This is a genomic window from Mesobacillus maritimus (genome assembly GCF_019749255.1).
Classification (GTDB): Bacteria; Bacillota; Bacilli; order Bacillales; family Cytobacillaceae; genus Mesobacillus_B; species Mesobacillus_B maritimus_A.
This window is the reverse complement of the sequence record NZ_JACWFH010000015.1, coordinates 42,013-59,771: the sequence shown is the minus strand read 5'-3', so window position 1 is coordinate 59,771 and position 17,759 is coordinate 42,013. Positions and strand designations below refer to the sequence as shown.

17 protein-coding genes, 1 pseudogene and 1 riboswitch are annotated in these 17,759 nt (G+C 35.3%); of the genes and pseudogenes, 1 reads left to right on the top strand and 17 read right to left on the bottom strand.

Annotated features, from left to right (window positions below):
- Positions 1 to 178 precede the first annotated feature (178 nt).
- The 14 genes from tenA to H0185_RS13575 all read right to left on the bottom strand — a co-directional run bounded on the left by tenA (position 179) and on the right by H0185_RS13575 (position 12,653).
- On the bottom strand, positions 179 to 868 hold the full coding sequence (tenA, locus tag H0185_RS13640) for a thiaminase II (protein ID WP_221874055.1): 690 nt from the start codon (positions 866 to 868) through the stop codon (positions 179 to 181).
- A gap of 114 nt (positions 869 to 982) precedes the next feature.
- Positions 983 to 1,090: riboswitch (TPP riboswitch) on the bottom strand.
- A gap of 113 nt (positions 1,091 to 1,203) precedes the next feature.
- Entirely contained in the window at positions 1,204 to 1,974 is a 771-nt protein-coding gene (locus H0185_RS13635; protein WP_221874054.1) for a Nif3-like dinuclear metal center hexameric protein, read from the bottom strand.
- Positions 1,975 to 2,106: 132 nt separating this feature from the next.
- On the bottom strand, positions 2,107 to 2,964 hold the full coding sequence (gene ant(6), locus H0185_RS13630; RefSeq protein WP_221874053.1) for an aminoglycoside 6-adenylyltransferase: 858 nt from the start codon (positions 2,962 to 2,964) through the stop codon (positions 2,107 to 2,109).
- Positions 2,965 to 3,189: 225 nt separating this feature from the next.
- Positions 3,190 to 3,609: a VOC family protein gene (locus H0185_RS13625; RefSeq protein ID WP_221874052.1), complete on the bottom strand. Its 420-nt coding sequence runs from the start codon at positions 3,607 to 3,609 to the stop codon at positions 3,190 to 3,192.
- 29 nt (positions 3,610 to 3,638) lie between these two features.
- Positions 3,639 to 4,346, bottom strand: coding sequence for an FAD-dependent oxidoreductase (locus tag H0185_RS13620; protein ID WP_221874051.1), 708 nt, complete (start codon positions 4,344 to 4,346; stop codon positions 3,639 to 3,641).
- Positions 4,347 to 4,411: 65 nt separating this feature from the next.
- Positions 4,412 to 4,783: an iron chaperone gene (locus H0185_RS13615; protein WP_221874050.1), complete on the bottom strand. Its 372-nt coding sequence runs from the start codon at positions 4,781 to 4,783 to the stop codon at positions 4,412 to 4,414.
- Between the two features lie 45 nt (positions 4,784 to 4,828).
- Entirely contained in the window at positions 4,829 to 5,221 is a 393-nt protein-coding gene (locus tag H0185_RS13610; RefSeq protein WP_221874049.1) for an SRPBCC family protein, read from the bottom strand.
- Between the two features lie 3 nt (positions 5,222 to 5,224).
- Positions 5,225 to 5,545 (bottom strand): ArsR/SmtB family transcription factor, encoded by a 321-nt coding sequence (locus tag H0185_RS13605; RefSeq protein ID WP_221874048.1) that lies wholly within the window; start codon positions 5,543 to 5,545, stop codon positions 5,225 to 5,227.
- A 668-nt stretch (positions 5,546 to 6,213) separates the two neighbouring features.
- Positions 6,214 to 7,200 (bottom strand): diaminopimelate dehydrogenase, encoded by a 987-nt coding sequence (locus H0185_RS13600; RefSeq protein ID WP_221874047.1) that lies wholly within the window; start codon positions 7,198 to 7,200, stop codon positions 6,214 to 6,216.
- A 209-nt stretch (positions 7,201 to 7,409) separates the two neighbouring features.
- On the bottom strand, positions 7,410 to 9,416 hold the full coding sequence (locus H0185_RS13595; protein WP_221874046.1) for an ABC transporter permease: 2,007 nt from the start codon (positions 9,414 to 9,416) through the stop codon (positions 7,410 to 7,412).
- Positions 9,406 to 10,173: an ABC transporter ATP-binding protein gene (locus tag H0185_RS13590; RefSeq protein ID WP_221874045.1), complete on the bottom strand. Its 768-nt coding sequence runs from the start codon at positions 10,171 to 10,173 to the stop codon at positions 9,406 to 9,408. The genes H0185_RS13595 and H0185_RS13590 overlap by 11 nt, the downstream gene beginning before the upstream one ends.
- 56 nt (positions 10,174 to 10,229) lie before the next feature.
- Positions 10,230 to 10,646, bottom strand: a complete 417-nt coding sequence (locus H0185_RS13585; RefSeq protein WP_221874044.1) for a hypothetical protein — start codon at positions 10,644 to 10,646, stop codon at positions 10,230 to 10,232.
- A gap of 328 nt (positions 10,647 to 10,974) precedes the next feature.
- Complete coding sequence (locus H0185_RS13580) at positions 10,975 to 11,988, bottom strand: sensor histidine kinase (protein ID WP_221874043.1); 1,014 nt, start codon at positions 11,986 to 11,988, stop codon at positions 10,975 to 10,977.
- Positions 11,985 to 12,653 carry a response regulator transcription factor gene (locus tag H0185_RS13575; protein ID WP_221874042.1) on the bottom strand — a complete coding sequence of 223 codons (669 nt, stop codon included), beginning with the start codon at positions 12,651 to 12,653 and terminating at the stop codon, positions 11,985 to 11,987. Before H0185_RS13575 ends, H0185_RS13580 begins: the two co-directional genes overlap by 4 nt.
- A gap of 265 nt (positions 12,654 to 12,918) precedes the next feature.
- Here H0185_RS13575 and H0185_RS13570 point away from each other — a divergent pair.
- A pseudogene (locus H0185_RS13570) lies at positions 12,919 to 13,071 on the top strand (ATP-binding protein); the annotation flags it as partial.
- A 437-nt stretch (positions 13,072 to 13,508) separates the two neighbouring features.
- Here H0185_RS13570 and H0185_RS13565 read toward each other — a convergent pair.
- From H0185_RS13565 to H0185_RS13555, 3 genes are all read right to left on the bottom strand, one after another.
- Complete coding sequence (locus tag H0185_RS13565) at positions 13,509 to 14,468, bottom strand: carbohydrate kinase family protein (RefSeq protein WP_343223150.1); 960 nt, start codon at positions 14,466 to 14,468, stop codon at positions 13,509 to 13,511.
- A gap of 85 nt (positions 14,469 to 14,553) precedes the next feature.
- Positions 14,554 to 16,026 carry a glycoside hydrolase family 32 protein gene (locus H0185_RS13560; protein ID WP_221874040.1) on the bottom strand — a complete coding sequence of 491 codons (1,473 nt, stop codon included), beginning with the start codon at positions 16,024 to 16,026 and terminating at the stop codon, positions 14,554 to 14,556.
- A 100-nt stretch (positions 16,027 to 16,126) separates the two neighbouring features.
- The gene (locus H0185_RS13555; RefSeq protein ID WP_221874039.1) at positions 16,127 to 17,743 is read right to left on the bottom strand and encodes an ABC transporter substrate-binding protein; all 1,617 of its coding nucleotides are present in this window, start codon (positions 17,741 to 17,743) and stop codon (positions 16,127 to 16,129) included.
- Positions 17,744 to 17,759: the final 16 nt, after the last annotated feature.

The window sequence follows — 17,759 nt, the reverse complement described above, 5'->3', positions numbered from 1 at the left end:
ATTCCTTTCTTTTGTATACCCAGATACTGTTTTCAGCTATGTTTGTCAGAATTTAAGTCAATCCTCACTTATGTTCAGAAACACGCAAGCTTTTAATCTAGTTTCATTCCCGCCGGGAGCTTATCCTTTCAACAGCAGATATTATGGAGCTGCCTAGCCTATTTGCTCTCCCATCTTCCTAGCTATTGATGATGGGGCTCTTTTCCTTGATGGGCCATCCTTCTTGTACATAAGCCATTTCCCAAAACGAGTATTCATATTGACTGCTAATCATAAACAGTTCGGACATCCGCTCCCGATCTGATTCCGTTACCTTCTCAGCAATCTCATCAATACGTTGGATTTGTTCCATAACCTTTTCATGAAACCATTCACCACCGTATGCGGCAATCCATTCTTGGTAGATGGGTTCCTCTGGTGTCATTCCTTTTAATCGCTGGCCGATTTCATCATACAGCCAATAGCATGGGAGTAATGCTGCAATGATGTCACCAATCTGACCCATCAACGCTGCACGGTAAAGATGGGATGTGTAGGCATATGCTGTAGGTGCAGGCTTAAACTTCGCGATTTCAGCTTCAGTAATCCCTAATCGTTTAGAGAAATTTGCATGTAGTTTCAGTTCTGCTTCAGCTGTCCCTTGTGCATGTACTGCCATACGGGCAGTTGTATGTAAATCTGGCGCTTTCGCCGCCCCTAATGCTTGCACCTTTGCAAAATGAGAAAGATAATAAGAATCTTGTAACACGTAATAGCGAAAGCTTTTCAGCGATAAGCTTCCATCTGCAATTCCCTTTACAAAAGGATGCTGAAAGCTCGCCTCCCAAATGGTATTCACTTCTTGTCGTAACTGCTGTGAAAATGTCATATACAATCCCTCCGAAAATGAAAGTATTAGCGGAGAAAGTGGAATAAAAAAAACCACTTTTCTTTTAAATAAAGAAAGTGGTTTTTATGGAAATTATATTAAATAAAAATAGAAATTTCCTCTATCCCACTTCCCTACGCTGGTCTAAACCAGATCAGGTTCTAAGAGTCTTAAAGTCATACTTTAATCTCAGCCATTATGATGGCACCCCTAGTGGTGAAAATATTAAATTTTCCAACATCATTTCAGTATTATCTTAACATTCTTAAAATGGTTGTCAAGTAGATATCGTGCATGGTATTACCTATTCCCTTTAAGAAGGCAAGACTGCATCATTAATATTTTTTACTAAAAATGGCTTCATCATGCTTTTCATTAAGTCTCACTACTTCAAGTTCTTTTATATTCTCATTTAATTTCAATGCTAAACTTTCAATCCCAAAAATTTCTGTGAAAGTATGACTCCCAATGATAAGATTTATCCCTTTAAATTGTGCATATTGAATCGTATACAAATTACATTCACCTGTAATGTATACATCACACTTATTCTCAACTGCTTCCTTAAGGCAAGCTGTTGGCGCACCATTCCCACAAACTAATCCCACTCGCTTTACCTTTTTGTCATTAAACTGCCAAAATTTCACTGGTTCTTCTAGTAGATTTTCCATATTGTTAACTAATTCATTAAATTCGATTTCCTCATCGCATTCTGCTATTCTACCAAAATATAACCCTTCCCACTCATGAGTTCTTTTTACAATTTCTAAATTTAGTTTTTTTAATAAACTATCATTTGTTCCAAAATTACAGTCATCAAGTGGCAAGTGGTTATAATAGTGACTGATCCCATACTCTGCTAATTTTTCAATGCATGCCTCTCTTAAGCCATATATTTCATCCCATGCATCGTGGTGGGTCACCATCAATTCAACGCCATGAACACTGGCTTGCTCTATCGTTTCAAGCGTTAGGTTAACACAGTATCCTATTTTATTAACTTTCTTATCGGCATTGTAGGTAATCCCAGATTCACTAGAATAGATTTCCTTACTGGTTACATGAAAAAGATTATCTATATTTTCAACAATATGTACAACATCCATGTACTTACCTCCTCAATTTCATCAAGAAATACCTTTATCTCTTATCATTATCTTGATTTGTGAATCTGAATACCTCTTAATCATTTTATCACACCCATATTAATCCTAAGGACTAACACTCACACTGTAATATTAACTAAACATTGACTGATAAATGTTTTGTGTATATTTCGTGATAGACTCGTCATAATCTGGATACTTATATCCAAGTCTTTCTGCCACAGATTTAGAGTATTTTCTAAATAACTTATAGCAAGTGAATAATGCCCGCCACATGTATTGGTAGTCACTTTCTGAATAAGTAGTAAGCAATGAGTCCCAATCTTCTTTCGGTAGATAGTGATTAATAAATTTGTAGTTTTTCCCCAGACTAAAGTCGAAGCTTCTCTCTAATCCAATTTGCCAAGACATCATTCTTAACAAGTTCGGTCTAGCAATCTCGTTCAAATGGTCAATTGCAAAGAGAATTTCTCTTCTCGCTAATCCCTTTACTACGTAAGTTGAAACCCACCAAAATTCATTGCAGCAATCATCAAACTCTCTTGCTGTGGGCTTTTTAATCCAATACTTTCGATCAGTAGCGACCACTTCACGTTTGACAAGCCCATCCTTATCAAGGATTACTTCAACTAAACCGTCACTATTGATAAAATAATCCTCTACTTCATTAATCGGAATAAGTGTCAAATCTATTCGATTGCCATCTTCAAATATCATGAGATAAGAAAACCAATTCCCTAACTCTGGCGGAAAAAGCTCCATATCTTCAGGTTTTTGCATAATCAATCGTTTCCCAAAAACATCTAGCCAATGATCATCTGTTTTGAAGGAATCCATATCGGTTACAAAATAAGAAATATCATAATCTTGGAAAGTATCTCTCGGAATGTTTTTGTTCGTACGAGATCCTTCCAGCGTTGCAAAGCGAATTCTATTATCGTTTCTAGCAAATTCAACAATCATATTCATCATTTCAATTTCGCTTCTCATTGTATATTTCTCCGCTCCTTATGATTATTACTTTTATTGGGAGAAAGAGTGGGATGGGCATTCTTAACTCCCATTAGCCCCATGACTCTTATCTAAAAACGCCCCTACTTTAAGTAGAGACGCAAATTTAGGAGGAGGTCTTGTAGGTTGAAGAACCACCCTAGTTACTAATATAATTAATTACCTGACGTATTAATAGGCACTTTCAACAACATATGTTTAGTACTATTCAATCTCCCAAGCTAGATTCCAGACTACTTCCCACAAATGGCCATCTGGATCTTGAAAGTGACCAGAATATCCACCCCAAAAAGTGTCATGGGCTGGGTCCGTAATGGTTGCACCCGCTTTTTCGGCTTGTTCTAATACCTTATCTACTTCTTCTTTGCTACTTACATTATGGCCGATTGTAAATTCAGTTGGACTTGCAGGAGCCAGTGTAACTTTTGCCTCATATGCAATATCTTCTCGTTTCCATATAGCAAGTTTCAAACCTGCTTGTAGGTCAAAAAAGGCAACTGCTCCATGCTCAAACTCTTTACCTACAATACCTTCTGTACTTAATCCCAAACCATCACGATAGAATATTAGTGCCTTTTCCAAATCATTTACGCCTATTGTAATAACAGTGATTCTTGGTTTCATAACTGAACTGAACCTCCCCAACTCATCCTTTAATAGCCATAAAAAGCATCCTTTTTTATATTCTTTTTTGAAATGCTATTATTCTGTAAGTAGCTAGAGATCGAATCTACCATAGCCTTCGGACCTGCAATCAGATATTGACCATTGTTCTGATAAAGATTAGCAACCTTGTTTATCTCTGTAAGTAAGTCTTCCCTTGTGTCAAGATATTTGATATTTAATGAGCTATTGTTAGCAACAAGTTCATCTTTATCCTTTATTAGATAAAATTTTTCACTATCCATATAGAGTAGGTGTACTGGCTTCTTATTGTTGTTACCTTCTGCTTCTAATTGTTTTACGATGGATAGAAACGGTGTAATTCCAATGCCTCCAGCAATAAGAACAGTAGGACGATCATCGGTTAAATAAAATGACCCTAAAGGTCCAGACATACCAATTGTCATTCCTTGTTTTAGTTCTAACATTGCCTTCTTAAATTCACTTGGATTCTTATTAATTTTCATTGTTAATTTCACAACATTTTCACTTGGAGCAGATGCGATCGTAAATGGTTTAGTATTATTTTTAAATTTTTTATGAGTGATACTGAACAAACCATGCTGCCCTGCTTTCCAGGTTAAGTCTTTCTCTTTTTTAAACAAAAAGGTATAGACATCTTCAGATTCTTTGTAACTTTCTAAGAAAGATAATTCTCTTTTTTTAAACACCGCAACCATATCTTGAAAAAAACCCATATCCCTAACTCCTTTAATTCTCTCCAGTATACTTTCATGCTTTCTATTTGGCCCACCTAGTTTTTCTATTTTCTCCAGAGAGTTGTACAGTTTGCCTTGTCTTTAATATTAAAATCAATCATTTTCTTAAGTAGTGTATAGTCTACCTGATTATTCCAAGGAATACGGATAATCTCCTTTGTGTACTCATAGCCTGCTTTTGCAATATCACTTTCTACATGAGTAATCGTTACACTTTCAGGAGCGACAGACATATGCTTTTTAGCTAAGCTAAATCCAAGAATAAACGTGCCATGATCCGTAAACATCGGTTGATTCCATTTAATTTCTGTCTTTAAATTTGGATAGTTATCTTTTATCCAGGTAAACACTTCTTCCGTTCTTTCTCTATGAAAAGGGTCATCAATCCCCGCTAAAAATCCAGTGAAATTTTCCAATTTGTTCCCTCCTCAAATAAAAATGAGGTTGTTCCTAAGTTGGTCTTACATTTCCTCTAACACTTTTTTAAGCTCTTCAATTTTATATGCCCAACCATACTTCGCACCGTTGAACGCTTGAACATTTTCGTTTTCAAATCCAGTTTGCTCAAGATGTAAGTAGGTTGTTCCATCCTCTTCTTTCAATGTCCATGTGACGATAGTGTTTATCGGCCCACCTACCCATGTGTAAGAAAGCTTATTAGGCTTGTCTACCACCAATACTTCACTATCCACGATTAAATCTATTTCCACATTTCGAAACTGACACTTGTATCCTACAATTGGTTTAAAATTATTTTCCATTACCCATTGTGCAAGTGTGTCCGAATTTGTTAAAGCGTCCCATACCTTGTTGATTGGACTCTTAAATTGAAAATCTAATACTAAATCTGCCATGATTTATTCCTCCAATATATTCTTTAATAATATCGCTCTTTCATTCCAAAACTTGTCATAAAAAGATAACCAATCTTTCACTTCCTGTAAGGGAGCTGGATTTAGTCGGTACTTTGTTTCTCTCCCTATTTTACGGTTCGTAACTAAATCTGCTTCTTTAAGAACAGCCAAATGTTTAGATACAGCAGTCCGCCCCATTTGAAAATGAGGAGTTATTTCATGTAGAGGCAACTCTTCAGCACCAGCCAACAAACGGATTAATTTACGTCTAGTAGGATCTGCAATCGCTACAAAAACATCATGCTTTTGATGAGTAGTGTTCAAAATCTTCCCCCTTTTAAATACAAACGACACTAAATGGTGTCCTAAATATACGACACCATCTAGTGTCTAGTCAATATTTTTTAAAAATAAATAACATATGCTATATGAAATCCTTTTTATTATTCTTCTCACGAAGTACCCCTGACTTTGCCAAGCAAATAACACACTTTAAAACAAAGACATTCTTTTGATTTGAGAAATTATCATATCCTATCTCTGGGTATGCGAAGGTTGTGGCTCAATGAATTATGGAAAAGATTGAAATGGTTGGGAAGCAAATAATGAAAAGATCTAAATGCTATAGATTTATTGAGTGAGGACACCAACTAGATTGCATAAAGAAGAATCGAACCCTTATTGGTAAGGAATTTAGGAAATGGTGGGTAAGGAAATAGGACTGAACCCATATTGAATTCAGTCCCAAGTTCATTGATTTCTATGAAAAAACCGATTGAAATAAGATTAATTATGATGATATAAAATATCATAATTAATAAATTCCTAATCGATTTTATTATCTATATTGGTCATCAAAATATTAATATTATTCATTCGAATATTTACTTTTTGCTAAAGAGTTCTTTAACTTAAAAGGAAAGACCATCATTAAGTTGATGGTCTTCCTACATTATAGAATCCCCTGATATACTCTGAGACAGGGTCGTCTATTATAATAGATCTCTTCTCAAGTCTTCTGGAGATCTTGGAGACAGATATCCAGGTGCTATATCAAAAACAGTTTTAGCACCAACTTGTCCTTCATTATTTAATCGATAAGCTGCTCTAGCATATGCAACTAGTACACTAGCTGTAAATTCAGGGTTACTCTCTAAGTTAAGTGAGAATTCAATAATTTGGTTATTCTCTTCTCCTGACTTACCGCTTCGAATGACAAACCCACCATGTGGTAATTTTGAATGGTTTTCTTTTAATTCTTCAGCTGTAATAAAGTTTACCTCTGTCTCATAATCAGCAAAGTAGTTAGGCATTGTTTTAATATCCTGTTCGATTTTAGCTTGATCATACCCTTCTTCTGCTACCACATAACAAACGCGGCGGTGTTTTTCACGTGTAGATAGTTCAGGATTTACTCCACTTTTCACTTTCTCAATCGCCTCTTCAATTGGTACAGTATACTGTACACCAGCTGCAACACCCTCTACTCTACGAACGGCGTCTGAATGTCCTTGGCTCAATCCTTTTCCCCAGAAAGTGTACGTTTCACCCTTCGGTAAAATGGCTTCTGCCATTAAACGGTTCAAAGAGAATAAACCTGGATCCCAACCAACAGAAATAATGCTAGTCTTACCACTTGATTTAGCCGCTTCATCAACTACACTAAAGAATTCAGGAATCTTTGCATGTGTATCGTAACTATCGATTGTGTTGAACATTCTAGCGAAATGAGGAGCCTGATCTGGAAGATCTGTTGCTGATCCTCCACATAGAATCATTACATCAATTTTGTCCTTGTATTCCTCCGCACTTGAGATATGTAAAACCTCTACATTTGGTTCATTGATTGCAAGACTTTCAGGTGCTCGTCTTGTAAAAATAGCCACAAGTTCCATATCTTGACTTTGTTTGATTGCTTCAATGGTTCCTCTACCAAGATTACCGTAACCTACAATCCCTACTTTTATTTGATTACTCACTACGAACTCTCCATTTCTATTTTTGCTTCATTTTTTATTATAGTTTCATAAATATTCACCTTAAACCATTCTACTATTTTTTACAATTGTATCGCCTTAAATTACCTAAGTATTTCATTTAATTATTAAAAAATAATATCAATTGTTCTTGGTGCAAAAAAAAAGCCCAGTATGTTTCTACTGGACTAATTAAAATTCGTTACTATTCCCTAATTGCTATTTTTCACTATATTCTTAACACCAACATACGTTGCATAAAAATAGCCACCATATATGATTACAAGGAATAATGAGCTTACTATTATACTTTCGTAGTGGAATGTAAAATTTTCACTAACAGCACTAATTCCAACAATTGAATGAATAACAGCCAGACCTAAGGGTACTAAGAAATAGATTAAGCTTTGTCTTAATATTGCTTTGTTTATTAATTTTTCGGTGACACCTATTTTCTTTAGAGATTTATATCGTTCCAAGCTATCACTTGCATCAGATAATTGTTGCAATGCCATAACTGCCGCGCTAGAAATGATAAAGGTAAGACCTAAAAATAGTCCAAGAAATACAACTATTGCTGCTAAACCATTATCTCTATCCTCTTTTTGATTGATTGTACTCCCTAACACTAAAGCTGGAGAAATGTCTCTATATTTGTCTTCCGAAAGGTTATTAAACAGGTTTGAAAATTTCTCTTCCGATTTCTCAGCATAGCTTTCATCATAAATCACGTTAAAACTTGAAAACTCTAATTGTAGTTCTCCATTGAAGTTATCAGGAATTATGAGATAAAAAAATTTGCTCCCTGTGATCTTTATATTCTCCTCTATAGGAGATTCATTTCTAATGGTGTATGCTTTGTCCTCTATATGAATGATGTTTTCATTTTTCATATATTCTGGTAAAGCGTGATTCACCTGACCGTAGTTAGAAACAACTAAAACCTCATTCTCCTTTAAAGGAATAGGGTCGTGTCCATTAAGTTTTATGATTGAGTTATAATCTGATATTTTAATCGCGGATATAGGGCCATCCAAATAATTTTGCTCTAAATCGATTTTCTCTTGCTTACTTAAATAATTTGATAACAAGTGCTCTATCGTAAGATTAAGCTTGTATTCATTATAAAAGGAATGTTTTTCATAAGCTTCAAAAGTAAAGTCAATGTCATTTAAATATTCTTCTATATCATTTGCCTTTGGGTCTTCGTTTTCGTTATCAACAACGAGAAACGCTGCAGCATCAAATGCTTTATTTCCTGCTGAATTTCTATCAATCGTTCCTTTTAAATCAAACGCAGTAAATAAAAGGGTAATCGTTAAAAAAAGCATAAGACATATGACAGTCATGGACAGAAAGTTCGTATTTATTTTGTTGTTTATCTGTCTTAATACAAATATATTTATATCTTTTAGATAGATTTTTTTGCTCTTTTGCACAATATGAATAAAGAAGCTGGAGAGACTGAAAAAGAATAACAGCGTTCCGATAACGCCTATCATGACAGTAACGATCAATTCGGCGTTTTCAGCATCTAAGCCTGTTTTTAGTATCCTTGCGTAAGCAGTTCCTAATAAAACCATAGATAAAATAAAAATAAGTATTGAGACAAAAGAGTTTTTTAGCTTTACTACTTCATTTTTCTTTGATGCATTTAACATGTCGATTAATTTGTACTTTGAGATCGTAAACTGATTGAAAATCATGACCAGAAGATAGATTATTCCGAAGTATACAACCGATTTCATTATTGCGCTTAATGAAATAATGAACTTATATTTGTTCAGATCAACCGACAAGATGTTGGCCACCAGGATCGATAGACCCTGTGATACGATTATCCCAAGTACGATTCCAACCACAAGGGACAGCACACCTATTAAAAGAGTTTCAACTATCAGGATTTTTGAGATTTTACGTTTTGACATTCCTAATGTCATATAAATTCCTAATTCTTTTTTTCGCTTTTTTATTAAAAAATTATTTGCATAAATGATTAGCCCACCGAGAACAAAGGATACAAATATGGATGTTCCTGCCATAAGTAAATTGATCGTTAATATAAAGTCAGCGTCCTTATTCATTTTTGATAGTAAATTTTGGGATTCAATGGAATTGAAACTGTAAAATATACACACGCCTAAGGTCAATGTCAGGAAATAGATTGAATAATCCCTAAAGCTTCTTTTTACATTTGAGATAGCTATTTTAGAGAACATTGCCAACATCGCCTCCAAGTAAGGTAACTACTTCAATTATCTTATTGAAGAATTCCTTTCTCGTATCATTTCCACGTATTAGTTCATTAAAGATCCGACCATCTTTAATAAACAAGATTCTATGAGCATAACTTGCTGTAAAGGAGTCATGGGTAACCATCAGTATCGTTGAATGAAACTCCTTATTCAGCTTTTCAAGTGACTCTAAAAGTAATCTTGAGGATTTGGAATCCAAAGCTCCAGTAGGCTCATCGGCTAAAATGAGAGAGGGCTCCGTAACCAATGCCCTTGCACATGCTACTCTTTGTTGTTGTCCCCCTGATAATTGAAAGGGAAACTTACTTAGCAGCTCGGTAATATCAAGTTTCCTCGCAACATTTTTAATCATTTCATCTATTTCAGGGATTTCTCTATTTTGAATAGTTAGAGCTAAAGCGATATTTTCGTAAGCAGTCAGTGTGTCAAGCAGGTTAAAATCCTGGAAAATAAACCCCAATTCATCACGTCTAAATTCTTCTATAGCTTTTGCCTTAAGAGCCGTAATGTCTTTGTTATTAATAATAATCTTGCCCGTTGTTACGTTATCAATCGTTGAAATACAATTCAACAGAGTAGTCTTACCGCTACCTGAAGGGCCCATTATTCCTAAAAACTCTCCCTCATCTACCTTAAAACTTATATTGTCAATCGCTTTTGTGATATTGCCTTTATTCCCATAATATTTTTCGATTTTTTCAACGCTTACTATATTTTTCATTCTTTTCCTCCAAAATTTCTGTTATATATACAAAATTGATTCCTACTTTTCAATCTCTACTTTTTTACATCAAATTCGGCTTTTGTTTCCATAATATCTGAACCTTTTACATAAATAGTAACACCGTAATGACCTTCTTCAAGACCTTCTGGAACGGATAGCTCGGTAGAGAAATATTTCGCTTTGTTAACAATCACTTCTTCCTCAACTAAAAATCTGTTTTCTGGTGCAATTTCTCCTTTATACCAAACGATTTGTGCTTTATCTATCCAGAATCGGTTCCTCTTTGCTGAAAAATAAACTGTATCCCCCGGTTCAAACGTACTTGTTAACCCTATAGGTCTCCCCTTGTCATCGATTTTTTTTGACATAACACCATCTACAATTTTGGGTTCAGTAGCGTATTCATACCCAAAGAAAACTCCCACACCTAAAAGAAATACTGCTAGTATTGTAATTAATGCTTTTTTCATCCCAATTCCCCCTAAATTTATATCCTATCTACATCTTATCAGCAGTCATTAGGGCGACATATTTGTTTAGATTTTATTAAAGTTACATTTTTGTAAGGTAATAAATACAAGTGTTTTAAAGAATACAAAATCCTAAAGATGTTTTAACGAAAGATAAGGCATTGCCTACGCTATAGTAAGTTTTGCATGTTCTTTTCTCATAAATAAAAACACTAACTTGTGGTGAAACAATGCTCAATTCATCCAAGAGCAACAAAGAGCTAAATTAAAAACGGATTTATAGCTACTGCAATGTACAATAGCTATAAATCCGTTCTTTTAAATTAAATTAGTGCAATAAGTTTACTTTTCCTAAAGGGAAAATGATACTAACTTTTGTTCCTTCACCTGTAATCGAAGTTAAAGTAAGCCCCAAGCCAAGCTGTTTTGCAAGTTTTCGGCACAAATAAAGCCCGATACCGGTAGACTTCCCAAATTTCCTTCCATTCTCCCCAGTAAACCCCTTTTCAAAAACTCTATTGATATCCTTCTCGATAATACCGATGCCATTATCCTCTATGGTAAGGACTATATTGTTTTCATTATGAGTCGTGAATATTTTCACCATGCCATTACCTTCCCTAGTGTATTTAATGGCATTTCCTATCACTTGATTTAAGATAAATTCCAACCATTTAACGTCGCTGTACACAATCCCTTCGATAGCATCAATATCAACAGAAATTCTTTTGCTAATAAAATCTCTGGAATTTTTCTTGACGACGTTTCTTACAAGGCTAGCTAAAGAAACCTCTTTAATAAGATAATCTTTACTAACATTATTACTTCTTGAGTAATATAATACTTGTTCTATGTATTCTTCAATTTTCTTTAATTCAAAATTAATGTTTTTAGTAATCTCATTTTGATTATTTTCTATCATTAACCTTGCTGATGCAATAGGGGTCTTGATCTCATGTACCCAAGTTTCTATATACTCTCTATATTCATGTTCCATATCTCGATATATCTTTACATGTTCATGCATATCTTTGTTTGCCTGTTTTAATAAATCATATATAAACTTTCCTTCGATAAATTCGGGTTCTTTCATAATTTCAGACAGGAGATATTTTTTATCCAAATTCTCCATTTGGTTGTTTAACTCAACATATAAGTTTTTTTGTTTAATAAATTCCACAATTATATAAGAAAAAACAGGGAAAAACCATATGCAGAAAACCAGGAGAACGATTTTGCTGTTAATGTTAATGAGTGACATTATCAGGAATACGATGATGAATAGTATAAAATTAATTAGCAGAAATAAAGTTCTATCTTTTAAATAATCTCTTATACTCATGGTAGTATATATCCTAGTCCACGTCTTGTTTCTATATTTTCCTTCATTCTCACTGCTTCTAGTTTTTTTCTTAACCTCGTCACATTAACGGATAAGTTATTATCATCCACAAAAACATCGGAGTTCCACATAAAGTCCATTAGATCTTCCCTTGATACTATCTTTCCTTTGTTTTTAATCAAGCAGGAAAGTATTTTGATTTCATTTTTCGTTAACTCTACTTGCCTTCCTTGATAATTAACAGAACCATTGGATAAATTAAGCTTAAGATCATTATAAACAATAGTATCTCGAGGGCTGGACCCGTGAACTCTTCTTAATATCGTTTCAATTCTCGCCAATAGAATTTGAGTATTATATGGTTTAGTAATGAAATCATCCGCTCCTAAATTCATACTCATAAGTTCGTCCATCTCGTTATCCCTGCTGGTAACGACTATGATAGGTACATCGGAAGTTTTTCTTATTTCTCTACAAATATAGTATCCATCAAATATGGGTAGATTAATGTCTAAAAGGATTAAATCAGGTTCTTCCCTTAGAGTATCCTTAATAATATTTTCAAAATTTGTTAGCGCAACAGCCTCATATCCATATCTAATTAAAAAGGTTTTAAGTTCCTCTCTTATCTTTTCCGTATCCTCTATAATAATTATTTTTGCCATAGGTTCACTTCCTTTGTAATATTTATAGATCCTAATTGTTGTTTCATTTGAGTATGAAAAGGAAGAAAATATTTATTTTTTCAAGAAATGCTCAATTAAAATATTCAATTCCAATAGTAAGCTTCTTTTACACTTATACCATGCTTAATATTTTATAACAAACATATGAACAGGTATCACTAGCATATCTGCTATTGTTCGCCCTTTTAGTTACAGTTCAAAAGCCAAGGACAAACAAAAAAGACCGGATTCTAATAATCAGAATGAAAAATCCCGTTCTGCCTTTACTGGCGGATCAGGCTTAGGTTTAGCCATTGCCAAAAACATCGTAGACTTGCATGGAGGAAGCATTGAAGTAAACAGTACAACAGGCAAAACCACATTTACTGTGAAGATTTTACACCGAAATATAAAATAGTGATCTAACCACTTATCCTTTCAGTTCTGTTCTTTGGACGGTAATAGAGAAAGAAAAATAGATTAGACACAGAAAAATCCCGGATTCTTATTAAGAAGAATCCGGGATTTATTGAATCAGGACTGAAAATTAGAAACCGAATTTGAGTCATAATCGGAAGTTTTTTACAACTATCTAATCACTAATCTCCACAACTGCCTCTACATGTGCAGAGTGTATGTGGCAACACAACTTATTTTTCTTTCAAAATGAGTTGCGATACGCACTCGACGTGTCACGAGTGTATGTGGCAACACATGGGGTGCTGGTGAGTTCTTTGTAAAGTCAGCTATACTTATGTAGGGAATACTTCCCTCTAATAATGACCCAGTTTAGCTTATCATCATGGGGTTACCTCTTTTCTCTTTAACCCACTAAGAATATAGCCAATTTAAGCATTAACCTAAGTCCATAACTTCCTCCAATGTCGGGATTGCAGAAATTGCGCCGACCTTAGTGCACACAAGTGCAGCCACTTTATTACTGAAGGATATAACCTTTTTAAGGTATTCAAAGTCTTCTATCACTTTCTTTGGGTCCTGTTTTGCTATTTGATACAGTGTTGCTCCTACGAATGAATCACCCGCTCCAGTTGAGTCAATTGATTTTACTTTTACACTTGGTATGATTTCACTCTTTTTTATTGTAGATAGATATGTTCCTTCTTTCCCTAATGTTACGGCGACAACCTTTGCCCCTAATTGGTGAAGTGACTTAGTTCCTTCAGCCAAATCACTTTTTCCCGTAATGATTTTCAATTCTTCATCACTTACTTTTACTAAATCGGAAAAAGAAATACCCTGTTTTGCCAAGTCAATGAAAGTATGAATGTCATTTTTCCAAAGATCTACTCTATAGTTCGGATCAAAGGAGATAAATTCCCCTTCATTCTTTGCCGTGTCCATGGCATTTAAATAGGTGGACTGAAATGGCTCACTTAATAATGCGGTTGCGGATCCAAAATGGTACAACATCGCTTTATTTAACTTATCTTTGTCAATGTCCTCCTGTTTCAGAAACGCATCCGCACCACGGTTGAAAACAAAATCCCTCTCACCATTCGCTTTTAATGATACAAAGGCCAACGTTGTTGGATGGTGATCATCCATTACCACCATAGACGTATCAACCTTCAACTCTTCTAGTGTTTGCTTTAAAAAATGGCCAAACGGGTCATTGCCAACTTTCCCACTGAACAGCGCTGTACCTCCTAGTTTGGAGATTGTTGCACACACGTTTGCTGGCGCTCCGCCTGCTTGTTTTTGAAAATTTCGTCCTTCTACTAAGTCAATTTCTACATCGGTACAGAAAAAATCGATTAATAGCTCTCCAATACAAATGATAGAAGAGTTCATGATTCCATCACACCATCCTTATCCAGAATAAAATGAATTGAATAAAACTCTAACCGTTATTGATTAGAGCTTTATTCAAAATTACAAATCACTTCCAAATTGTCTCGAGTTCCATTATTTTTAGATTAGATACATTAGTAGTACCACCGTTTGAAATTAAAACGAATTCATTATTTAACCCCTCCGGGAAAATTAGGCTAGTAACCGCTACCTCCCCATCATTTGCAAACACCTCAATAGATGATGTATCAATAAACAATTGTAGTTTTACACGATTGTTTTTCAACTCCAACGGTGCCTCTTGCACTGTTGGGAAGGAAGAGGAGAAATCATTTTCTCCAGATAGCGTTCTGTCGACTAAAAGCAAATCATTTAGAACGTCAACGCTAATTTTTGTTTTTTCAGTTTCAGAATGCTTAATAATCAAACCAAAATGATTTGAACTCTCTTTTTCAAATTCAATATTTAATTCTATTAATTGGTTATTTAAAGGCAAAGAAACTTCCTTACCTGATTCAATAGACATTTCTTGAAGTTCAATTGTTTCTGTTCTAATAGAATGTACTTCCTCTACGGGTTTTTGTGTCACACGAATCCCGTCTCTGGTAGTTACCAATGCTAGCTCTCTTGGAAGTGTCATTGCACTTCTCCATTCTTTTGTCGGAACTTGGTTTGCATAGCGCCAATTACTCATCCATCCAATATAAATACGTCTTCCGTCCTGGATATCAGACCAGCTTACACCAGCATAATTATCCCTGCCATAATCGAGCCAAATCGTAGTCGTATCATCGTTTTCATTTACAAATGTAGTCCCATCAAACTCACCAATAAAGTACTGAGTTCTTGATCCTTCTTTCGTTTCACCGTTATCACCAATACTTACAATCATTACCCATTTTTCATTTCCCAGGTCACCATTAACCGGTAATTTAAATAAATCAGGGCATTCCCAAACTCCATCATGCGATCCTGCATGATGACCGAACTCACTAGCAAACTCCCATTTTAGTAAATTAGGTGATGTATAGATGGTAATGGTTTGTCCAGTCGCTAGTACCATTACCCACTTATTCGTCTCCTCATGCCAAAACACCTTTGGATCGCGATAATCAGTGATAGCAACGTCAGAAAGAACCGGATTGCCTTCATACTTCTCCCACGTTCTCCCATTGTCTTTGCTATAAGCTAAACTTTGTCGCTGGCATGGTCGATCAGAATCGGGATAGGTCCCAGCACTTGTATAAATGGCAACTAAACCTGGTTGGTTTTCTTCAAAAAATCCTGTTGTGTTATTCCAGTCCACTACCGCGCTACCTGAAAAAATAGCTCCGAGTTCATCAGGATATAACGCAATCGGAAGATGCTCCCAATGAATCATATCCTTACTCACAGCGTGGCCCCAGTGCATGGGTCCCCATGTTGTGCCAAATGGATGATATTGATAAAACAAGTGGTATTCATCATTAAAAAAGACCATTCCATTCGGGTCATTCATCCACATTTCTTGCGGTGAAAAGTGAAATTGCGGTCGATACTGCTCTTTATACATTTTTGTCATTTTATTTGCTCCTTTATCTAGGAAAATAGTGAACTTAAAGCTAGTAGAAAATAAAGGCTGTACCAATGCCGAAGCAATATACAGCCCTTATTTTATTTACTCATTCATTTTCTTGATATCTGTCATAACCAGATTGCTTAATTTCTAACCATTCTTGTAAACCTAGTCTGTCTAGTTCGGCTAGATAGTCATTCCATTCGTCCTCTACTCCGCCATTTGCAATCCATTCAGCTCGTTTTCTCTTAATATAATCAAATAGGTCCGTTTCAATCGCAGATAGTTTATCAAGTTCTTCTATTGAGAAAAATACTCTAGGATATATATTTTCGTTTGGCATATAAGGTACCATTACCTCTTTCATTAACTCTAATCTCCACGCTGCATCCTCTGGTTTTGTTGTTACTTCCCCATAATAGCTATCTAAGATTGCCAACGGCCCAGCAACTGATGTTTTTTCTCTCAATTCAACAGGTGCAGTACCTTCTAACGGAAGGTGTTTTAACATTTCTGCACTTTCATCCCATTCAAAAATATTTTGTTGGGTTTCATCTCCAAACGTACCCCAGTTATTTTGTACTGATTGTGCTGGGTCATAAAGCTGGTCAATCCACTTAGCAGTTAATTCAAGATTTTTATTCGCAGATGTAACTACAAGTCTAGAACGGTCAAAGCCCATTCCGTTTGTTCTTGCCACATTCTGATGTCCTTCTGGCCCCTTTAATGGCGCTAATAATTGATAATCCTCGCCCATACCTGTGATATTCCCTTTATCCCATGTAAAGTATAGACCGTAGCGATTTTCTCTCCCTTTTGCTAGATACGTATTCCAATCATGTTCAAATGCCTCAATATCAATTAAACCTTCATTATATAATTCATTGAACCAATTAATCGCTTTCTTGTAACCCTCATCAACTGCTGTAAGCTGTACTTCCCCTTCATTACTCACAACAGTGAAATCCCAGTTATCACCTATTCCAAATGCGCCAAATAATGAGTGCGGATTCTGCCCGCCGTCATTAATAATAAAGGACATTGGAATTTCATCAGCTTCTCCATTGCCATTTGGATCTTGTGTTTTAAAAGCATGTAATACCTGCTCTAACTCTTCAGTGGTTGTCGGAACCTCTAATCCTAATTTATCTATCCATTCCACATTGATCCATGGAAAAGCATCAAGCGAATGAATACTTTCTTTCCCTTGACCTAATTCCTCAATCCAAGGGAATGCATAGATATGACCATCTGGAGCTGTCATCATTGATTTATATTGAGGTGCTTTTTCTAGAATAGCCTGTAAGTTCGGCATATATTGAAGCATGTCTTCAACGGGAACAATTACGCCGTCTTTAGCGTGTTTCAATAATTCATAGTCACTAAATCCAGCATTAAAGATTGCATCTGGAAGCTCTCCACTTGCAATGGCTAGATTTCTTTTCTCACCAAAAACATCTGTGGAATAATTCCTCCAATCAATATGAACACCTGTTTTTTCCTCTAAACGTTGAAAAATCAATTTTTCATTTGGATCCGCGGGTGCCAATGGTGAACTTGATGTCATAATTTTTAATGTTACCTCTTCTTTTAATGGAAACGTAACATTTGATAACTCGTAATCCTCAGATGAAAATGTTCCGCTAGTATTACTGCTACACCCTGTTATAAATAACGCACCAGAAAGTAAACCAACCGAAGCAGTTTTCAATAGATTTTTCATAAATGAAACCCTCACT

What these genes read in the sequence shown, in the direction of transcription:
- H0185_RS13610 (WP_221874049.1), bottom strand. Translation starts at nt 5,221, where the DNA reads ATGGCAGATTTAGTATTAGATTTTCAATTTAAGAGTCCAATCAACAAG.
- H0185_RS13620 (WP_221874051.1), bottom strand. Translation starts at nt 4,346, where the DNA reads ATGGGTTTTTTTCAAGATATGGTTGCGGTGTTTAAAAAAAGAGAATTA.
- H0185_RS13580 (WP_221874043.1), bottom strand. Translation starts at nt 11,988, where the DNA reads ATGAGTATAAGAGATTATTTAAAAGATAGAACTTTATTTCTGCTAATT.
- H0185_RS13575 (WP_221874042.1), bottom strand. Translation starts at nt 12,653, where the DNA reads ATGGCAAAAATAATTATTATAGAGGATACGGAAAAGATAAGAGAGGAA.
- H0185_RS13585 (WP_221874044.1), bottom strand. Translation starts at nt 10,646, where the DNA reads ATGAAAAAAGCATTAATTACAATACTAGCAGTATTTCTTTTAGGTGTG.
- H0185_RS13560 (WP_221874040.1), bottom strand. Translation starts at nt 16,026, where the DNA reads ATGACAAAAATGTATAAAGAGCAGTATCGACCGCAATTTCACTTTTCA.
- H0185_RS13595 (WP_221874046.1), bottom strand. Translation starts at nt 9,416, where the DNA reads ATGTTCTCTAAAATAGCTATCTCAAATGTAAAAAGAAGCTTTAGGGAT.
- H0185_RS13590 (WP_221874045.1), bottom strand. Translation starts at nt 10,173, where the DNA reads ATGAAAAATATAGTAAGCGTTGAAAAAATCGAAAAATATTATGGGAAT.
- H0185_RS13625 (WP_221874052.1), bottom strand. Translation starts at nt 3,609, where the DNA reads ATGAAACCAAGAATCACTGTTATTACAATAGGCGTAAATGATTTGGAA.
- H0185_RS13555 (WP_221874039.1), bottom strand. Translation starts at nt 17,743, where the DNA reads ATGAAAAATCTATTGAAAACTGCTTCGGTTGGTTTACTTTCTGGTGCG.
- tenA (WP_221874055.1), bottom strand. Translation starts at nt 868, where the DNA reads ATGACATTTTCACAGCAGTTACGACAAGAAGTGAATACCATTTGGGAG.
- H0185_RS13635 (WP_221874054.1), bottom strand. Translation starts at nt 1,974, where the DNA reads ATGGATGTTGTACATATTGTTGAAAATATAGATAATCTTTTTCATGTA.